The sequence below is a fragment of the Acinetobacter higginsii genome (assembly GCF_000369845.1).
Taxonomy (GTDB): domain Bacteria; phylum Pseudomonadota; class Gammaproteobacteria; order Pseudomonadales; family Moraxellaceae; genus Acinetobacter; species Acinetobacter higginsii.
The window spans coordinates 872511-888144 of sequence record NZ_KB850211.1; the positions used below are offsets into that span (position 1 = coordinate 872511).

At 39.2% G+C, this 15634-nt stretch carries 17 protein-coding genes and 2 pseudogenes; 14 read left to right on the top strand and 5 right to left on the bottom strand.

What is annotated here, in order from left to right; genetic code table 11:
- Window positions 1-7: 7 nt before the first annotated feature.
- From F885_RS15815 to F885_RS15805, 3 genes are all read right to left on the bottom strand, one after another.
- Window positions 8-1390, bottom strand: coding sequence for a heavy metal sensor histidine kinase (locus F885_RS15815; protein ID WP_005313707.1), 1383 nt, complete (start codon window positions 1388-1390; stop codon window positions 8-10).
- On the bottom strand, window positions 1380-2063 hold the full coding sequence (locus F885_RS15810) for a heavy metal response regulator transcription factor (protein ID WP_005203769.1): 684 nt from the start codon (window positions 2061-2063) through the stop codon (window positions 1380-1382). Before F885_RS15810 ends, F885_RS15815 begins: the two co-directional genes overlap by 11 nt.
- A 130-nt stretch (window positions 2064-2193) precedes the next feature.
- Window positions 2194-2799, bottom strand: coding sequence for an HvfX family Cu-binding RiPP maturation protein (locus F885_RS15805; protein ID WP_005313710.1), 606 nt, complete (start codon window positions 2797-2799; stop codon window positions 2194-2196).
- Window positions 2800-2962: 163 nt separating this feature from the next.
- Here F885_RS15805 and F885_RS15800 point away from each other — a divergent pair, with 163 nt between their 5' ends.
- The 14 genes and pseudogenes from F885_RS15800 (at window position 2963) to F885_RS15735 (ending at window position 14420) form a co-directional block, all read left to right on the top strand.
- Window positions 2963-3271: an HvfA family oxazolone/thioamide-modified RiPP metallophore gene (locus F885_RS15800; RefSeq protein WP_005313719.1), complete on the top strand. Its 309-nt coding sequence runs from the start codon at window positions 2963-2965 to the stop codon at window positions 3269-3271.
- 69 nt (window positions 3272-3340) lie between these two features.
- Window positions 3341-4201, top strand: coding sequence for an HvfB family MNIO-type RiPP peptide maturase (locus F885_RS15795; protein ID WP_005313725.1), 861 nt, complete (start codon window positions 3341-3343; stop codon window positions 4199-4201).
- A complete protein-coding gene (locus tag F885_RS15790) occupies window positions 4152-4910 on the top strand; it encodes an HvfC family RiPP maturation protein (protein ID WP_005313729.1) in 759 nt (252 codons plus the stop codon). Before F885_RS15795 ends, F885_RS15790 begins: the two co-directional genes overlap by 50 nt.
- Window positions 4907-5527: an RNA polymerase factor sigma-70 gene (locus F885_RS15785; protein ID WP_005188352.1), complete on the top strand. Its 621-nt coding sequence runs from the start codon at window positions 4907-4909 to the stop codon at window positions 5525-5527. Before F885_RS15790 ends, F885_RS15785 begins: the two co-directional genes overlap by 4 nt.
- Window positions 5521-5700, top strand: coding sequence for a zf-HC2 domain-containing protein (locus F885_RS15780; protein WP_004653549.1), 180 nt, complete (start codon window positions 5521-5523; stop codon window positions 5698-5700). Before F885_RS15785 ends, F885_RS15780 begins: the two co-directional genes overlap by 7 nt.
- Before the next feature lie 200 nt (window positions 5701-5900).
- On the top strand, window positions 5901-6890 hold the full coding sequence (locus tag F885_RS15775) for an acyl-CoA desaturase (RefSeq protein ID WP_005313755.1): 990 nt from the start codon (window positions 5901-5903) through the stop codon (window positions 6888-6890).
- Entirely contained in the window at window positions 6887-8200 is a 1314-nt protein-coding gene (locus F885_RS15770) for an NAD(P)/FAD-dependent oxidoreductase (protein ID WP_005313760.1), read from the top strand. The genes F885_RS15775 and F885_RS15770 overlap by 4 nt, the downstream gene beginning before the upstream one ends.
- Window positions 8166-8981: a DUF1365 domain-containing protein gene (locus F885_RS15765; protein WP_005313763.1), complete on the top strand. Its 816-nt coding sequence runs from the start codon at window positions 8166-8168 to the stop codon at window positions 8979-8981. The genes F885_RS15770 and F885_RS15765 overlap by 35 nt, the downstream gene beginning before the upstream one ends.
- Entirely contained in the window at window positions 8956-10155 is a 1200-nt protein-coding gene (locus F885_RS15760) for an SAM-dependent methyltransferase (protein ID WP_005313764.1), read from the top strand. The genes F885_RS15765 and F885_RS15760 overlap by 26 nt, the downstream gene beginning before the upstream one ends.
- Window positions 10156-10189: 34 nt before the next feature.
- Complete coding sequence (locus F885_RS15755) at window positions 10190-10969, top strand: DUF1295 domain-containing protein (RefSeq protein WP_005313767.1); 780 nt, start codon at window positions 10190-10192, stop codon at window positions 10967-10969.
- Window positions 10970-10977: 8 nt separating this feature from the next.
- A pseudogene (locus F885_RS15750) lies at window positions 10978-11442 on the top strand (SAM-dependent methyltransferase); the annotation flags it as partial.
- A gap of 42 nt (window positions 11443-11484) precedes the next feature.
- Window positions 11485-12414, top strand: a complete 930-nt coding sequence (locus tag F885_RS15745) for an IS5-like element ISAba10 family transposase (RefSeq protein ID WP_005313773.1) — start codon at window positions 11485-11487, stop codon at window positions 12412-12414.
- Between the two features lie 47 nt (window positions 12415-12461).
- Window positions 12462-13058, top strand: a pseudogene (locus F885_RS15740) (class I SAM-dependent methyltransferase); the annotation flags it as partial.
- A gap of 33 nt (window positions 13059-13091) precedes the next feature.
- A complete protein-coding gene (locus F885_RS15735) occupies window positions 13092-14420 on the top strand; it encodes a sensor histidine kinase (RefSeq protein ID WP_005313780.1) in 1329 nt (442 codons plus the stop codon).
- Here the strand turns inward: F885_RS15735 and F885_RS15730 are convergent.
- On the bottom strand, window positions 14417-15112 hold the full coding sequence (locus F885_RS15730; protein ID WP_004806955.1) for a response regulator transcription factor: 696 nt from the start codon (window positions 15110-15112) through the stop codon (window positions 14417-14419). The genes F885_RS15735 and F885_RS15730 overlap by 4 nt on opposite strands.
- 15 nt (window positions 15113-15127) lie before the next feature.
- Window positions 15128-15622, bottom strand: a complete 495-nt coding sequence (locus F885_RS15725) for a chalcone isomerase family protein (RefSeq protein WP_005313783.1) — start codon at window positions 15620-15622, stop codon at window positions 15128-15130.
- Window positions 15623-15634: the final 12 nt, after the last annotated feature.

Sequence of the window (15634 nt, forward strand, 5' to 3'; positions counted from 1 at the left end):
TCCTTAATCATTCCGCTTTAAAAATTATTCTAAAGACAATATTTTCTCCTTCGATAAATACATCAATTTTCGCAGCGTGAATTTCGATAATTGACTTGGTAATGGCCAGTCCTAGCCCCGTACCATCTTCGGCCTTGTGTCGCGATGAGTCCAGACGATAAAAACGGTCAAAGAAGCGAGACAGCTGTAAAGGGCTTAAAGTTTGCATTTCAGCAGACACTTTATTTTTAATCTGAATGATCGAATGCTGAGGATCTTGGCTGAGTTTGACTTCTAAAATCGAGTCTGGCTCACCATATTTAATTGCATTCGAGATTAAATTATTAAAGGCTCGACGAATCATTGCAGGTTCGGCCTGAATAGATGCCTGACCTGTTTGCTTGAGTTGTATCTGTTTTTCTGATGCAAAAGCTTCAAAATATTCAAACAGCACCCGCATTTCTTGCTTTAAATCGATTTCTTTTTTGTTTTTTAAGGCGAGGTTATGATCCGATTTAGCTAGAAACAACATATCTGAAATCATTTTTGCTAAGTGTTCGTATTCTTCTAAATTTGAAAAGAGTACATCTTGATATTGCTCAATGGTTCTTGGCTTGGTTAAGGAAACTTGGGTTTGCATCATCAAATTATTGATCGGTGTCCTAATTTCATGGGCCAAATCACTTGAGAACGCAGAAAGTTTATCGACTGAAACCTCCAGTCGATTGAGCATGTCATTAAATGCCGTTGCCAAAGGGGTGAGTTCAATGGGTATATTACTGAGATCAAGGCGATTGGACAGATTATTTGCAGAAATGTTTTCTGACAGTTTTGCCATTTTCCGAATCGGGCCAAGACCTTGCCAAGTGGCCAACCAACCTAAAAACATCAGACCAATTACACCGAGTAGACCAATCATGAGCAACTGCTGTTTAAATGAATGCAGGAAGTAATAATTATCGGTGACTTCAATTGCAGCAATGATTTGCATGTTCTGATTGGTTTCGCCATAGCGAAGAACCTTATTCACCATGATGCCTTGATAACTCTGATCCTTATTTTTCCAATTAATCCATTGCCCATTTTGAGTTTGTATTAATTGGCTGAGATCGGTGTGATTATTCTTTTTGTTATAAATGGTCTGACCATTGGCCAGTTTGATCTGAATCACCAAATTATCATGCCCAATCAAGGCCTCATCTAAACCGTCCTTAAAATTGCTAGGTTTCTGTTGGAAAAGATTTTCAATCAGCTGAATTTTTCCTTCAATTTCTTTTTGATTTTGTTGATAAAAATAATTGACCACATGCTGATTGACGAATATTCCCATAACGATCAAGATCAGAATCGTGAATAGAGTGGAAATAAAACTGATTCGAAAGCCGATTGAACGAAATAATTTAGTTCTCATCTTCGATCTCTAGGACATAGCCCATGCCACGGATGTTTCTAATTAGTTTGGGGCTAAAGTCGGTATCAATTTTATTTCTGAGCCTGCGAATCGCGACCTCGACCACGTTAGTATCACTATCAAAATTAATATCCCAAACCAAAGCAGCGATCAGTGATTTTGGTAAAACTTCACCTTGTCTACGCATAAACAGTTCAAGTAAGGAAAATTCTTTGGCGGTCAGATCAATGCGTTGCCCAGAACGCACCACACGGCGTTTAATTAAGTCGAGATGTAGGTCTGCAACGGCATAGAAGGTTTGCTCTTCTTTAATTTGCCCACGTTTTAATAGGGTTTTAATACGTGCAAGTAGTTCTGCGAAGGCAAAGGGTTTAATCAGGAAATCATCTGCACCTAGTTCTAAGCCTTTGACACGATCTTCGATCTGATCTTTTGCAGTAAGAAACAGCACTGGAAGGAAGGTGTTTACTTTGCGAATTTCCGTGAGGATTTTCCAGCCATCCAGCTTCGGAAGCATGACATCTAAAATAATCAGGTCATATTGTTCTGTCACAGCATGATGCAGACCAGAAATGCCATCTTGACTCCAATCTGTCACATAGCCTGCTTCAGTTAAGCCTTTTTGGAGATAATCACCTGTTTTTTGTTCATCTTCAACAAGAAGTATTCGCATGCTTTCATCGAGCCCAAAGTTTTATCGTGTCATTTTAGCGTCAAAGATAATCAGATATTTATAAATGACAAAATTGTAATATTGCAGTCAGCTTCCTGACTTTATTCACCTTGAAACCATTTTGACAAAGCTACTTCGAAAATTTTCGCTTTATCCAATAATCTAAACTGAAATAACGACCGCCACCCAGCACAATCAGAGCCAATAACATGACTAGATAAGTCACAGCAAACTCAATTCCATTATTTAAAATCACAAATGAGCCGCTGGATGTTAGCCAGTCATAATGACCATAGTTTTCTAGAATTCCCCGAGCTGCTTCCAGTTTTTCAGCAGAGGCAAGCACTTGTGCATTGGCAAAGGGTGCATTGGGATCAGCAATCGCTTGCCAGCCATTTGGCAGGTGTACAGTGACAATCGCCACCAACATGGTAATGATCAATGGAATACTAATCCAACGTGTCAAAAGACCGAACGTCAAAAGTACAGCCCCAGCAAGTTCCGTCGAGGTTGCCAGTGCAGCCATGATATGCGGAAAAGGTAAACCCAAGCCCCAATCGCTATTGCCAAACCATTGCACCGTATCTTGAAAATGCATCAGTTTATTGGTGCCTGCCATCCAAAAGATTGGAACGAGATAACAACGTAAGGCAAGTGCCGCAATGCCGTTCGCATGTTTGAGTGCTGAGCAGAGGTTTTGATAGTGCTGAGCGAGAGAATATAAAAAGTTCTTCATGATCATTTCACACCGAATAGGACTGATTGATCATTAGTCGAATAAGGGAGCGTTTTCTTACATAAACTTTTTTTTATTTTCACTGTAATAAATTGAGCGTTACGCCGTCTAACTTTATGTACCTCTGTACAAACCGAGCATTTACCTTAAAAGGAATACAACAATGAGCAAACTTAATTCAATGACCTCCGTAGCAGCATTATTGGCACTCTCTATTACTGGCGTAACTCAAGTGACTGTTGCAGCAACGACAACGGCAACCGAGACCCATGCAAGCAAAGCTGCTGACGGAAAATGTGGTGAAGCGAAATGTGGCGCCAATAAAGCCAAACAACAACAAAAATCTGCTGAGGCCAAATGTGGTGCAGCAAAAAAAGCAGCAGACGCGAAGTGTGGCGCAGCCAAGAAAGCTGCTGATGCAAAATGCGGTGCAGATAAAAAAGTGGCTGACGGCAAGTGTGGGGCTAAATAGTCCATTCAATCATGGGTGATGTCGGTCTAAAACCTAGATCGGCATCATTCTAATCATAGGAGTTTCACCATGGCTGAATTGGCTGGTGTAGGTCTGGGCTTAAGACGTGAGTTTATTGATGCATTTTTAAATGCTGAAACCCACCCAGATTTTATTGAAGTTGCTCCTGAAAACTGGATGGGCTTTGGTGGTCGGCATGCCAAGCTGCTTGGACAATGTGTTGAGAAAGCACCTTTAATCTGTCATGGATTGTCCTTATCCATTGGTGGGCCTCATCCACTCAATCTTGAATTTATCCAGCAGGTTAAAATTTTTCTACAACGCTATCAGGTGCCGATTTACTCAGAACATTTAAGCTATACCCATGATGGCGGCTATTTATATGATTTATTACCCATTCCGATGACAGAAGCTGCTGCGAATTATGTGGCGGAGCGTATTTTGCGGGTACAGGATATTTTAGGGCAGAGGTTGGTGATTGAAAATGTCTCTACCTATTTAATGCCCAATGCAGAAATGCGTGAAGCGGAATTTGTACGTGAAGTGCTGCTCAAAGCAGACTGTGAATTGCTGCTTGATGTAAATAATGTCTATGTAAATAGCATTAATCATGGCAGTGATGCGTATGCTTTTATTGATGTGATGCCCAAAGATAGGATTCGTTACTTACATGTTGCTGGCCATGAGCAAGTTGAAAAAGATCTATTGATCGATACACATGGCGCAGCAATCAGTGATCCTGTTTGGCAGCTCTTACAATATAGCTATCAAGTTTGTGGAGTTAAGCCGACTTTACTGGAACGAGACTTTAATATTCCATCTTGGCAACAGTTACAAAATGAATTGACCAGTATCAAAAATATGCAACAGGAGGGTCGTGATGAAGGCAAGGCAGATATCCTTTCATACCACGCAGCGACAGTTCTGTGACTGGATTCGTGATCCTGAATTAGAGTTACCACAAAACTTTTCAGCGCACCGTATGCAGGTCTATCGTGATTTGTTGTTTAATAATGTCTGTTCATTTATCAACTTGGTCTTTCCTGTAGCGCGTAGCATCTTACCTGAACAGCAGTGGCAGCAATTATTGGCAGAATTTTTTCAAAAATCACAGTGTCAGTCGCCGTTATATAACGATATCTCGCTGCAATTTCGGGAATATCTCACGGAACAACAACATCCGATATTACAACAATATCCTTGGTTGGCAGAGCTATTGCAGTATGAATGGTTAGAACTTTATTTGGACACAGTCGAAATAGAAAGTCCTACTCTGACAAAAGATAAAAATTGGCAATTGATTACCCAAGTTTGGATACTGGCCTATCAGTATCCCGTTTATAACTGGACAACGACAATTACGCTTGAACAGGTAGAACCTGCGCCAAGTGCTATTATGGTATGGCGAGATGATCTAGATCAGGTCTGTGTTGAACCTTTGTCACCTTTATTCGCCATGTTGCTTGAACAACTGAACCAAGCGAAGTTAACCGATTCAGATCTTTATCAACTGATCAAGACTGTGCTTCCTGAGTTTTATGAACATGAAATTCAACAACAAATCTATGCGTTAAAAGCCTTATTAATTCGGTTAAGATTAATTCATATTCCTTATAATAATGAAGAGATACAGGGATGAGTTCAGCTTCAGCAAAAAATCATGATGATCTATTCAATCAATTGCACAATCCTGCTTTTTTACAAGATTTAAGACAACAGATGCTGAAATTTGCAATTTTACAACTGTCTTCAATACAGCAAGCTGAAGATGTTGTTCAAGAAGCACTGACCAGCGCGTTTCAACATCTAGACTCATTTAGCGGACGGGCGGCATTTAAAACGTGGGTGTTTGCAATTTTAAAAAATAAGATTATTGATTTGATTCGGCAGAAATCTCGTTTAGTCAGCATGAGTGAGTTGTTTAAGGATGAAGAAAGTGAGCTGAGTATAGATGAGCTATTTGATGCTTCTGGACATTGGCATAAATATGAAGCACCACAAGCATGGCAAAGCCCTGAAGAAATGATGGAGCAGCAAGATTTCTGGATTATTTTTGATGCCTGTCTTAATCACTTACCTGCCAAATATGCACAGGTATTTATGCTACGTGAGGTGATCGAGCTGAGTTCCAATGAAATTTGTGAGAAGCTGGAACTGACGGTTTCACATTTTAATGTACTAATGTATCGCAGCCGCACCCGACTACGTGAATGCTTAGAAAATAAATGGTTATTGCAGGAGGATTGCTCATGTTGACATGCCGCCAAGCCACTCAATTATTATCCGAGAAACAGGATAGAGCATTGCTGTTACGAGAGCAGAGTAATCTGCAATTGCACTTATTTGCTTGTCGTTCTTGCCGTCGTTATGGCAAACACATGAAAACTTTAAGTGTGTTATCAAAACAATTTAAAAATGTTGATCATTAAGCTTTTAAACTACTCAGTTTAGGCTATATTAATATGCTCTAGGGGATATAAGAGATTAATTTCTAAAATAATATTTTTTTAAGTTTTTTGCACAAAGATAAAGAATAAGCGCTAGGCCTGAATGCTATGGGCTTCACATAAATTTCATATCGAATTGACTAAGATTATAAGCATAAGAAGAGATGGGTTAGGAACAATCAATGTTAAAGTTTTTTCTGGGATGGATAGACAGTTGGTCGATTACGGATACTTCTGGATTAGCAGAATTCGAAGCATCTAAAACCAGCAAAGATACTCAGATCCAATGGTTGCGAATTATTCCGTTTATTTTATTGCATATCGCTTGCTTAGCTGTGTTTTGGGTGGGCGTTTCATGGTTCGCTGTCTGGTTTATGGTTCTCTTCTATATGATTAGAATGTTTGCAATTACAGCATTCTTCCATCGGTATTTATCACATAAAACATTTCAAACATCACGCTCAGTACAGTTTATTTTTCTTCTGATTGGGACCATGAGCGCACAACGTGGTCCACTCTGGTGGACGGCACATCATCGTTATCACCATCGTTTCACCGACACTGAACATGACCCACATTCATCTACACATGGGTTTTGGTATAGCCATGTTGGATGGTTCTTGAATCAGCAGAACTTTTCCACTCGCAAAGAAATTATTAAAGATTGGCTAAAATTCCCTGAGATTGTTTGGTTAGACCGTTTTAGTTTTGTCATTGTTTTAATAACCGCTTTTGCGATTTATTTGCTAGGCGATTGGTTAGCCTTTGCTTATCCCAATTTGGGTACTTCAGGACCACAGTTGCTGGTTTGGGGATTTGTGGTTTCAACGCTGTTATTGATTCATGCGACTTTATGTATTAATTCGCTGGCTCATCTGTATGGACGTCGAGATTTTGATACCCGAGACAACAGTCGTAATAATCTGTTTTTATCGATCATCACTCTAGGTGAAGGTTGGCATAACAATCATCATTATTATGCTGGCAGTACACGGCAAGGTTTTTTCTGGTGGCAAATTGATGTCACTTATTATGTTCTGAAAGCGATGTCTTTTTGTGGACTCATATGGGCAATCAAGCCTGTGCCTCAACGGATATATGATGCGCATAAAATCCATCTAGACAGTTTGAAAACTAAGATAGAAAAGAACAGTGACGGGGGTGTTTTATGAAAATTGCAATCGTCGGCTCTGGGATATCTGGATTATATGCGGCTTGGAAGTTATCAAAACAGCATCAAGTTACCATCTTTGAAAAAGAAAACTATTTTGGTGGACATACCGATACACATGAGTTTCGGATTGATCAAAAAAAAGTTGCCATAGACAGTGGTTTTATTGTTTTTAACGCACATAACTATCCATTATTTAGTGCGATGCTTGCCGAGCTTGGAGTCAAAGCACAGAACAGCGACATGAGTTTTTCAGTCAATAATCAGGTGACGGGGCTACAATATAATCCTTCAAAAAAATGGTCGTTATTAACGAGACCACAAAATTTTCTAAATAAAAACTTTCGCTTAATGTTATCGGATTTAGTTCGCTTTTATCGAGAAAATAAAGAGATTGCTGTTGATGAACTTGATACAAATTTAAGCATTGAAGAATATCTCAATAAACATGGTTATTCACAAGTCTTTAGAGATGAGCACTTATATCCAATGTGCGGAGCACTCTGGTCAAGCCCTGTGGAGCAGATTGGCAAGATTCCGTATAAGTTTGTCGTTAGTTTTTTTCAGCATCACCGGATGTTGCAATTAAAAGATCGCCCACAATGGCAAACGGTCAAAGGCGGATCAGCATCTTATATCTACGCGATTCAGCGTGAATGCCCAACGCTCATTTGGAAGAAAACTGAAGTACAACATGTAATAAGAAGTGAAAATCATATTTCAATTATAACTGCGCATGGGCAGGAGCAATTTGATTGGGTGATTTTTGCCAGTCATGCCGATGATACTTTAAAGTTGCTTAAAGAGCCTTCCGAGAAAGAGCATGACATATTAGGGTGCTTTGCTTATCAAGATAACGTGATGGTCGTCCATGCTGATAGATCAATCATGCCAAAATCCCAATCGCAGTGGGCCAGTTGGCACGTATATGTTACAGCTCAAAAAGAAGCTTCGGCGGATAGCGTTCATTACGGGTTTAGCTACTGGATGAACAGTTTGCAGAATCTGGACTGTAAGACGCAGGTTTTTTCTACGCTCAATCCAAATATGCCAATCGCCAAAGATCATATTTATGTTGAACGACATTATCGGCATCCTGTGTTCAATCAAACTGCGATTGCAGCACAATCTCGCTGGCATGAGATAAACGGCTACAAGCGTAGTTCATTTTGCGGTGCTTACTGGGGATGGGGATTTCATGAAGATGGTGCGAGAAGCGCTGACCGCGTCGTGAACCATCTGATGTCAATTGCTGATGAAGATATGGGGGGAGTCGATGTTAGAAGCTCAACTTGCAATTGCGAAAGCTAAAATCAGGCATCGCCGTTTTAGCCCCAAACCTCATCAGTTTGAGGCGACATTGAGCTATTTATATTTTGATCCAGATCGAATAGCGGAAAATCTCAAACAATCAAGGTTATGCTCTACAAACCATTGGAATATTCTCAATATATCTGATCAGGATTTCCTTAAAGGCTATAGCGGTAATTTGCGAGAAAAAATAACAAAAATTTTATTGCAGCAAGCAGATACGATTTTGACCACGCAATCAGAAATCCGTGTCTTGGCCTTACCACGAAGCTTGGGTTTTAGTTTTAATTCGGTTGTGTTCTATTTCATTTTAAATCGTCAAAAACAGCCTGTCTTCATACTGAGCGAGATAACCAATACACCTTGGAATGAGCACAAGGTTTATGTACATGATTGCCAGCAGAAGTTGAAAAATCATAGTCCTTATGACAGTTATGAGTTTGATTTCGAGAAAAGTTTTCATGTCTCGCCATTTATGCCAATGGATATTCAATACAAATGGAAATTTAACTTCTCTAATAGTCAAAATGTGATTCATATGCAGCTTTATCAAAACCAGCAATTCATTTTTGATGCAACGATGCGGTTTGGATTAGCGCACATCACACTTCCTTCACAGCTTAGTCGTTATGCTATTCAACATATATTTGAACCTTTCAAAATGTTAGCTTCAATTTATGTACAAGCATTTCAACTATGGCTTAAAAAAGTTCCATTTTATCGACATCCCAAAAAGAATAAGGATTTAGAACGAGATGATAAAAACGCTAATTTTTGGTGAACAAGACACACTTCCATTGGTTTTACGCGGCTTGCTGAAACTTCGACATGGACAAATTCACTTTCGTGGTGAATGGAATGGAACTGTCGGTGAAGTTTCTGATCTGGAAGTAACTGTAGATATTCATCACGAAGATCTAATTGATCTCATTTTTAAAAATGGTGTGCTTGGTGCCGCGGAGGGCTATATTCGTGGCTATTGGAGTAGTGAAAATCTGGTCGAACTCATTCAGATATTGGCAAGAAATCGCGACGTTTTGGATAAGATCAATCAAAACCTTATATCACAAGCCAGCCAATTGTTATTAAAAGCATGGTATAGATCCCGCAAAAATTCGTTGGCAGGCAGCCGTAAAAATATTGCGGAACACTATGATTTAAGTAATGAATTTTTCAAATTATTTCTTGATTCTTCCATGATGTACTCTAGTGCAGTGTACAAGCACAAGGAGATGACGCTAGAGCAAGCTTCTGATTATAAAAAAGAGTTGATCTGTCAGAAGTTACAACTTAAACCCATGGATCATCTGGTTGAAATCGGTAGTGGCTGGGGAGGTTTTGCTGTCTATGCCGCTCAGCATTACGGCTGTAAAGTAACCACGATTACCATCTCACAAGCACAATATAATGAAGCAATCCAAAGAGTTGCCAATGCTGGTCTAAGCCATCGAGTTAATGTCCAACTTAAAGATTATCGGCTACTAGAAGGGAAATTTGATAAGTTAGTTTCGATCGAAATGATAGAAGCTGTTGGTGAGCAATATTTATCTAATTACTTTAATCAATGTAGAACCTTATTAAAACCAAATGGCCTAGGTCTGATTCAAGCCATTACGATCGAAGATGCGCGATATAAAAAAGCACTGCATAGCGTAGATTATATTAAGCGCTATATTTTTCCCGGGAGTTTTATCCCATCTATCAGTGTGTTAACACAAGCGGCTTCAGAGCAGAAGTTACGCTTGAAACATCTGGAGGATATTGGCCAAAGTTATGCTGAAACCATTCATCAATGGCGGGAACGTTTTTTAAATGCCAAAGCACAAGTTCTTGCTTTAGGTTTTGATGAAAACTTTATTCGAATGTGGGACTTTTATTTGTGTTATTGCGAGGGCGGCTTTAAAGAAGGGGTCATTAGCGATGTACAGCTTTTATTTGAAGCAAGTCCTTATTAATTATCCACTGATTTAAGGTATCAAGGAGACAGTGATGTTGTGGCAATTGTTTTTACTTGATGCTGTGTTAATGACAGGTTGTTGGTTATGGGCAACATACAATCACCGTGCTGGCATCGTTGATGTTGCTTGGAGTTTTTGCATTGCGCTGAATATTCTGCTGACTGCATGGTTAGTGGATGATGCTTTGATGAATGTTAGATTGTTTATTGGCATATTCAGTTCAATCTGGTTTATACGTTTAAGTTGGCATTTATGGCGTCGGTATCAAGCGGAATCAGTAGAAGATCGCCGATATGCCAATATGCGTCGTGCGATGGGGAAATATCAACATATTGGTTTTTATTCCTTTTTTATGTTTCAGGCGGGTTTGGCAATCTTATTTAGCATACCGATGTGGACTTTGCTTCATGTGCCGAGTTCTGTCTGGAGTCCACAAACCCATGTTTTTTTGATCATTGCGGGAATTGTTATGCTGATTGCATTTCTAGGTGAAGTGGTCGCAGATCAGCAATTGTTTCATTTCAAGCAACAAAAACAAAATGATGGCAAAACCATGGATCAAGGTCTGTGGCGTTATTCGCGGCATCCCAATTATTTTTTTGAATGGATACACTGGTTTGCATATCCACTAATAGGACTGGCAGCAGGGTTGTACAGTCTATGGATATATCCAGTCTTGATGTGGCTATTTTTGTATTACATCACCGGTATTCCATTTAGTGAACAACAAGCATTAAAAAATCGAGGTCAAAATTATCTCGATTATAAAAAACGAACTTCAATGTTTATTCCGTGGAAACCAAAAGAGTAGGTACGCACATGGACTTTATTATTAATCAATCATTAAAACTTGTTGAAAGTGGTTTAGTACCTGATCAGGCGATTCGTGCAGCAATTCGTGCTCTCAGTAAGAAGCGTTTGATTCAAGAAGGTCGTTATGATCCCGAACAAGGTGCTCAACGTTATATGGATGTGCTGAATATGTTGAAGCATAGCCAGATCGCAATTGAAACCGATAAGGCCAATGAGCAACACTATGAATTACCCACGGCTTTTTTTGAGGCGGTTTTAGGAAAACGACTTAAATATAGTGCCTGTTTCTTTCCACATGATCGAACTGGATTAGATGAAGCTGAAGAGTTCGCATTGCAGATTTATAGCGATCGTGCCCAATTAAACGATGGGCAACATATCTTGGAGTTAGGGTGTGGATGGGGTTCGTTTACGCTGTGGATGGCAGAGCGCTATCCAAATGCAAAAATTACGGCTGTTTCCAATTCAGCGAGGCTTTGTTGCATAAATAAATTTCATCCCCATACATGTTAGATGAATACACAATCAAAAAGCCGATACAAAACAACGAACTGGTCTGAGTACAATCAGGCTTTACGTCAACGGGGTGCTTTCACCATTTGGTTTGATCCCCAAATGCAATGGTCTGCAACACCTACTGGAAAAAAAGGACGTCAACCTACCTACACTGATATAGCAATTCAATTTGCCCTCACGATACGAAACCTGTTCCAACTGGCTTTACGCCAAACACAAGGTTTCATTCAAAGCCTTTTTCAAATGGCTCACCTCGACTGGAATGTTCCAGACTTCTCAACATTGAGTCGGCGAGCAGATAAGCTCCAGCCACTTCTACATAAATCAGCAAAAAATCCACAGGAAGACTTGCATATTTTAGTTGATAGCACAGGGATCAAAGTTACAGGTGATGGGGAATGGGTGCGTAAAAAATATGGCGTAAACCAACATCGTCAATGGCTGAAATTACATCTCGCGACAGATGCAAACAGTGGAGAAATACAAGCGGTTGAAGTCACGACCTGCCAATATGGTGATGCTGAAATGCTCCAACCTCTTTTAGATCAAATTGATGAACCCATTGCATCTGTCACGGCTGATGGTGCTTATGACACAGTGAATTGTTATGATGCGATTTTGAAACGGCAAGCAAATGTAATTATCCCTCCTCGTTCCAATGCTGCTTTATGGGCAGAAAATGAAATTGGTAAAGCAAGGAATCATGCAGTACAAGGCTGTTGGGACAGGGGTCAAAAGCAGTGGAAACGAGATATTGGTTATCATCGACGATCCCGAATAGAGGCTAAAATGTTTGCCTTGAAACGACTTGGACAAGGTGTATCTAGTCGATGCTTTAATCGTCAGGTGGTTGATTTGCAAATAAGAGTCGATATTTTGAATAAATTTACTCAACTTGGTACAGCTAAAACGGTGGCTGTTGCATAAATATCTGAAGATTAGACAACTCTACCTTTCGTCTATTTGTGCAACAAAGCCATTCAGCGACGCAACGTCAGCATATTTTGTCCAAAGCTGAGAAATATGGCTTGATGAATATTGATGTTATTACCTGTGATGTCAATGTCCTGGAATTGCAGCAAAACACATTTGATCGTGTTGTTTCAGTCGAAATGTTTGAACATGTAAGAAATTACCAAAAGCTTTTTGAAAAAATCCAATCGTGGCTCAAAGCGGATGGACTGTTATGGTGTCATATTTTCTGTCATCGTTTCTTACACTATCCTTTCGAAATCAAAAGTGAATATGACTGGATGTCGCGATACTTTTTTACAGGTGGATTGATGCCTGCAAGTTCGACATTTTTACACTTTCAACAGCATCTGGAATTATCGCAACATTGGCAATGGTCTGGAACTCATTATGAAAAAACAGCAAATGCATGGCTGGAAAACATGGATCGTAATGCTGAACAATTAAAACCACTTTTTGAAGAGGTATATGCACAAGATGCGGCGGCATGGTGGCAACGTTGGCGTATCTTTTTTATGGCTTGTGCTGAATTGTTTGGATTTGAGCAGGGGCAAGAATGGATCGTTGGTCACTTCCTGTTCAAAAAGAAAGTCGTATAATTAAAACAAGCAGTTGTGTAAATAGGCAAGATTATGTTTAAAACCAATAAAAGCGATGCCAATAACCGTCCACTGAGTCGGATGTTTAATCGTTATTATTGGTTGCAAATTGGATTGATCGCGCTTTCGATTATTATTGGGATTGCATGCAGTGCCTGGGTGATCAAAGGCTCATTGCTTAAAACCGCACTTGAACAAGAAATGGAGCATTACTGGATGCGTGTTGATCGTAATCCAAATGCTGATTTGCCCGATACTAAAAACTTATATGGTTACCGTTGGAAAAGTGAAAAACCACCTTTAGCATTTCAAAATCAATCGCTAAAACCAGGTGTTCACCGAATCTTTGTCGACGGAAAAGATCGTATGACTGTATATGGTGAAAAAAATGGGCAGCATGTGCTACTGGTTTTTGGTGAAAGCAATGTCAATAAAATCGTTTGGATGTTTGGTTTAGCACCGTTAATGTTCAGTCTTATTGTGCTGTATAGCATCTTATGGTGGTCAAATCGGCGGGCCAAACGTTATTTTTCGCCAATTACCCGTTTAGCAAATGCCTTAGAACATATTGATTGGGCACATCAGTATAAGGAGGTATCTCCATTCCAAGGAATCAGTACCAATGGCAATATGGAAGCTGAATATTTAAAACAAGCATTAGAAAAATACCATCAAGTATTGAGTGAGTTTATTAACCGAGAGCGCGAATTTACAGGCGATGTCAGTCATGAGTTACGGACACCATTGACGATTTTAAAAGGCAATGTGCAGCTGTGTCAGGTCAAATACGGTGAAGATAAATCACTACATCGTATTTCGAATACCATTGATGATATGCAATTACTGGTTGAAACTCTGCTGGCAATTGCACGTAATACAACCAATACATTGATTGCAGAGCATGTGAAGTTGTCCAATATCATCAACGATTTAGTCAGAGATCTGGAACCTGTCAGTCAAGGCAAGGGCGTGCAGATTTTTGTACAAGATGATGCTGAGGAATCAGCACGATGGATTTATCCATCCATGACCAAAATGGTGTTGAGCAATATTTTACGCAATGCACTGAATTATTCTCAAGGTTCTAATATTCATATCATTCAACGCAAAAATAGTATTCTAATTGCCGATAATGGGATTGGTATTGCAATGCCAAACGATTGTAAGGTTCAGGAGTTAAATAGTTCACAACTTCAAGTTAACGCCAAAGGTCACGGCATTGGTTTACAGTTGGTTAAGAAATTATGTACCCAGTTAGGTTGGCGAGTTGAGCTGTTTGACCGACAATATTATTTAAATACACATCCTCATCTGCAATTGGAAAATACAACAGGCTTAATCGTCGTCGTATATATAAATTAATGCGCTGTCATATCCAAAGCAACTTTTAGACCTACACCAGATATGGTATGGATCAATTTTTCCTGAAAAGGTTTATCGATCATCTTTCTTAAATTGTAGATATGGCTACGTAATGCATCGCTTTCAGGTTCTTCATCGCCCCACAGCTCGATAATAATTTCTTGTTTGGTAATCACTTTGGGAGAGTTTCGCATCAAAATTTTGAGTAATTTGAATTGAATACGAGGGAGTTCAATTGATTGACCTGCGCGTGTTATGGTTTGAGTCGCACTGTCTAGAATCAGATCGTGAATTTGAATTTTACTGCTTGATACTTCACCAAGAGATCGCTTAATCAGGGCACGTACACGCATGACCAGTTCATTAAAATCAAAAGGTTTGACAAGATAGTCATCTGTTCCCGCACTAAAGCCTTTTAATTTGTCGTCGAGAGTATCTCTGGCTGTTAACATCAAAATAGGAATATCTTTGCCTTGGTCTGTTCTGAGCCATTCACATAAGTCATATCCTGAACCGTCAGGTAAATTGATATCAAGCAAAAGTAAATGATAAGGATGTGTTTTTAAAAAGTTACGGGCGGCATCGAGGTTACGTGCATGATCTACAACAAAACCATGTTGTTCTAGAAATTCACAAACCGTGGCAGCAAGTTCATAATGATCTTCCACCATAAGAATAAATTGATTGTTCATAATAATTAGATCAAGTTATTGATTTAGTAATTGTTGCTTTAATTTAGCATTAAAAGGTGAGCTTCCAAACCATATTTTGAAATATTGATTCGCTTGCGGATCTGTGATCGAACCTAACAATTTCTGATTAAGAGAGAGCTTTAATTGTTTGTTCATTTGACTATAGGCTAAAGAATATAAATCACCTTTTTTTACAGGTTTGTACAGTTCAGTAATTTGGTTTAATACAGAGTCGTTAGCAAAATTGCTAATATTTTTTTTAAGATAATAGTTGGCTGCTTTTTTGAATGCCCATTCTGGAATATTTTGGTCGTAAGAAAAATCTAATTGAATATTTTGACTTTCCCAATTCTGATGGCAATTGTCCGCATAGTAGCTGACAGTGCCAACTGTTTTTGTAGTAACGACTAAAGGTACTGTTTTGCATTTCTGTATATTTGCATGAGCCGGATTAGAATTTAATATAAGAACTAAAAAACTAAATCCCAATTGCATAAAATAATTATTCATTTTTTCACCTAG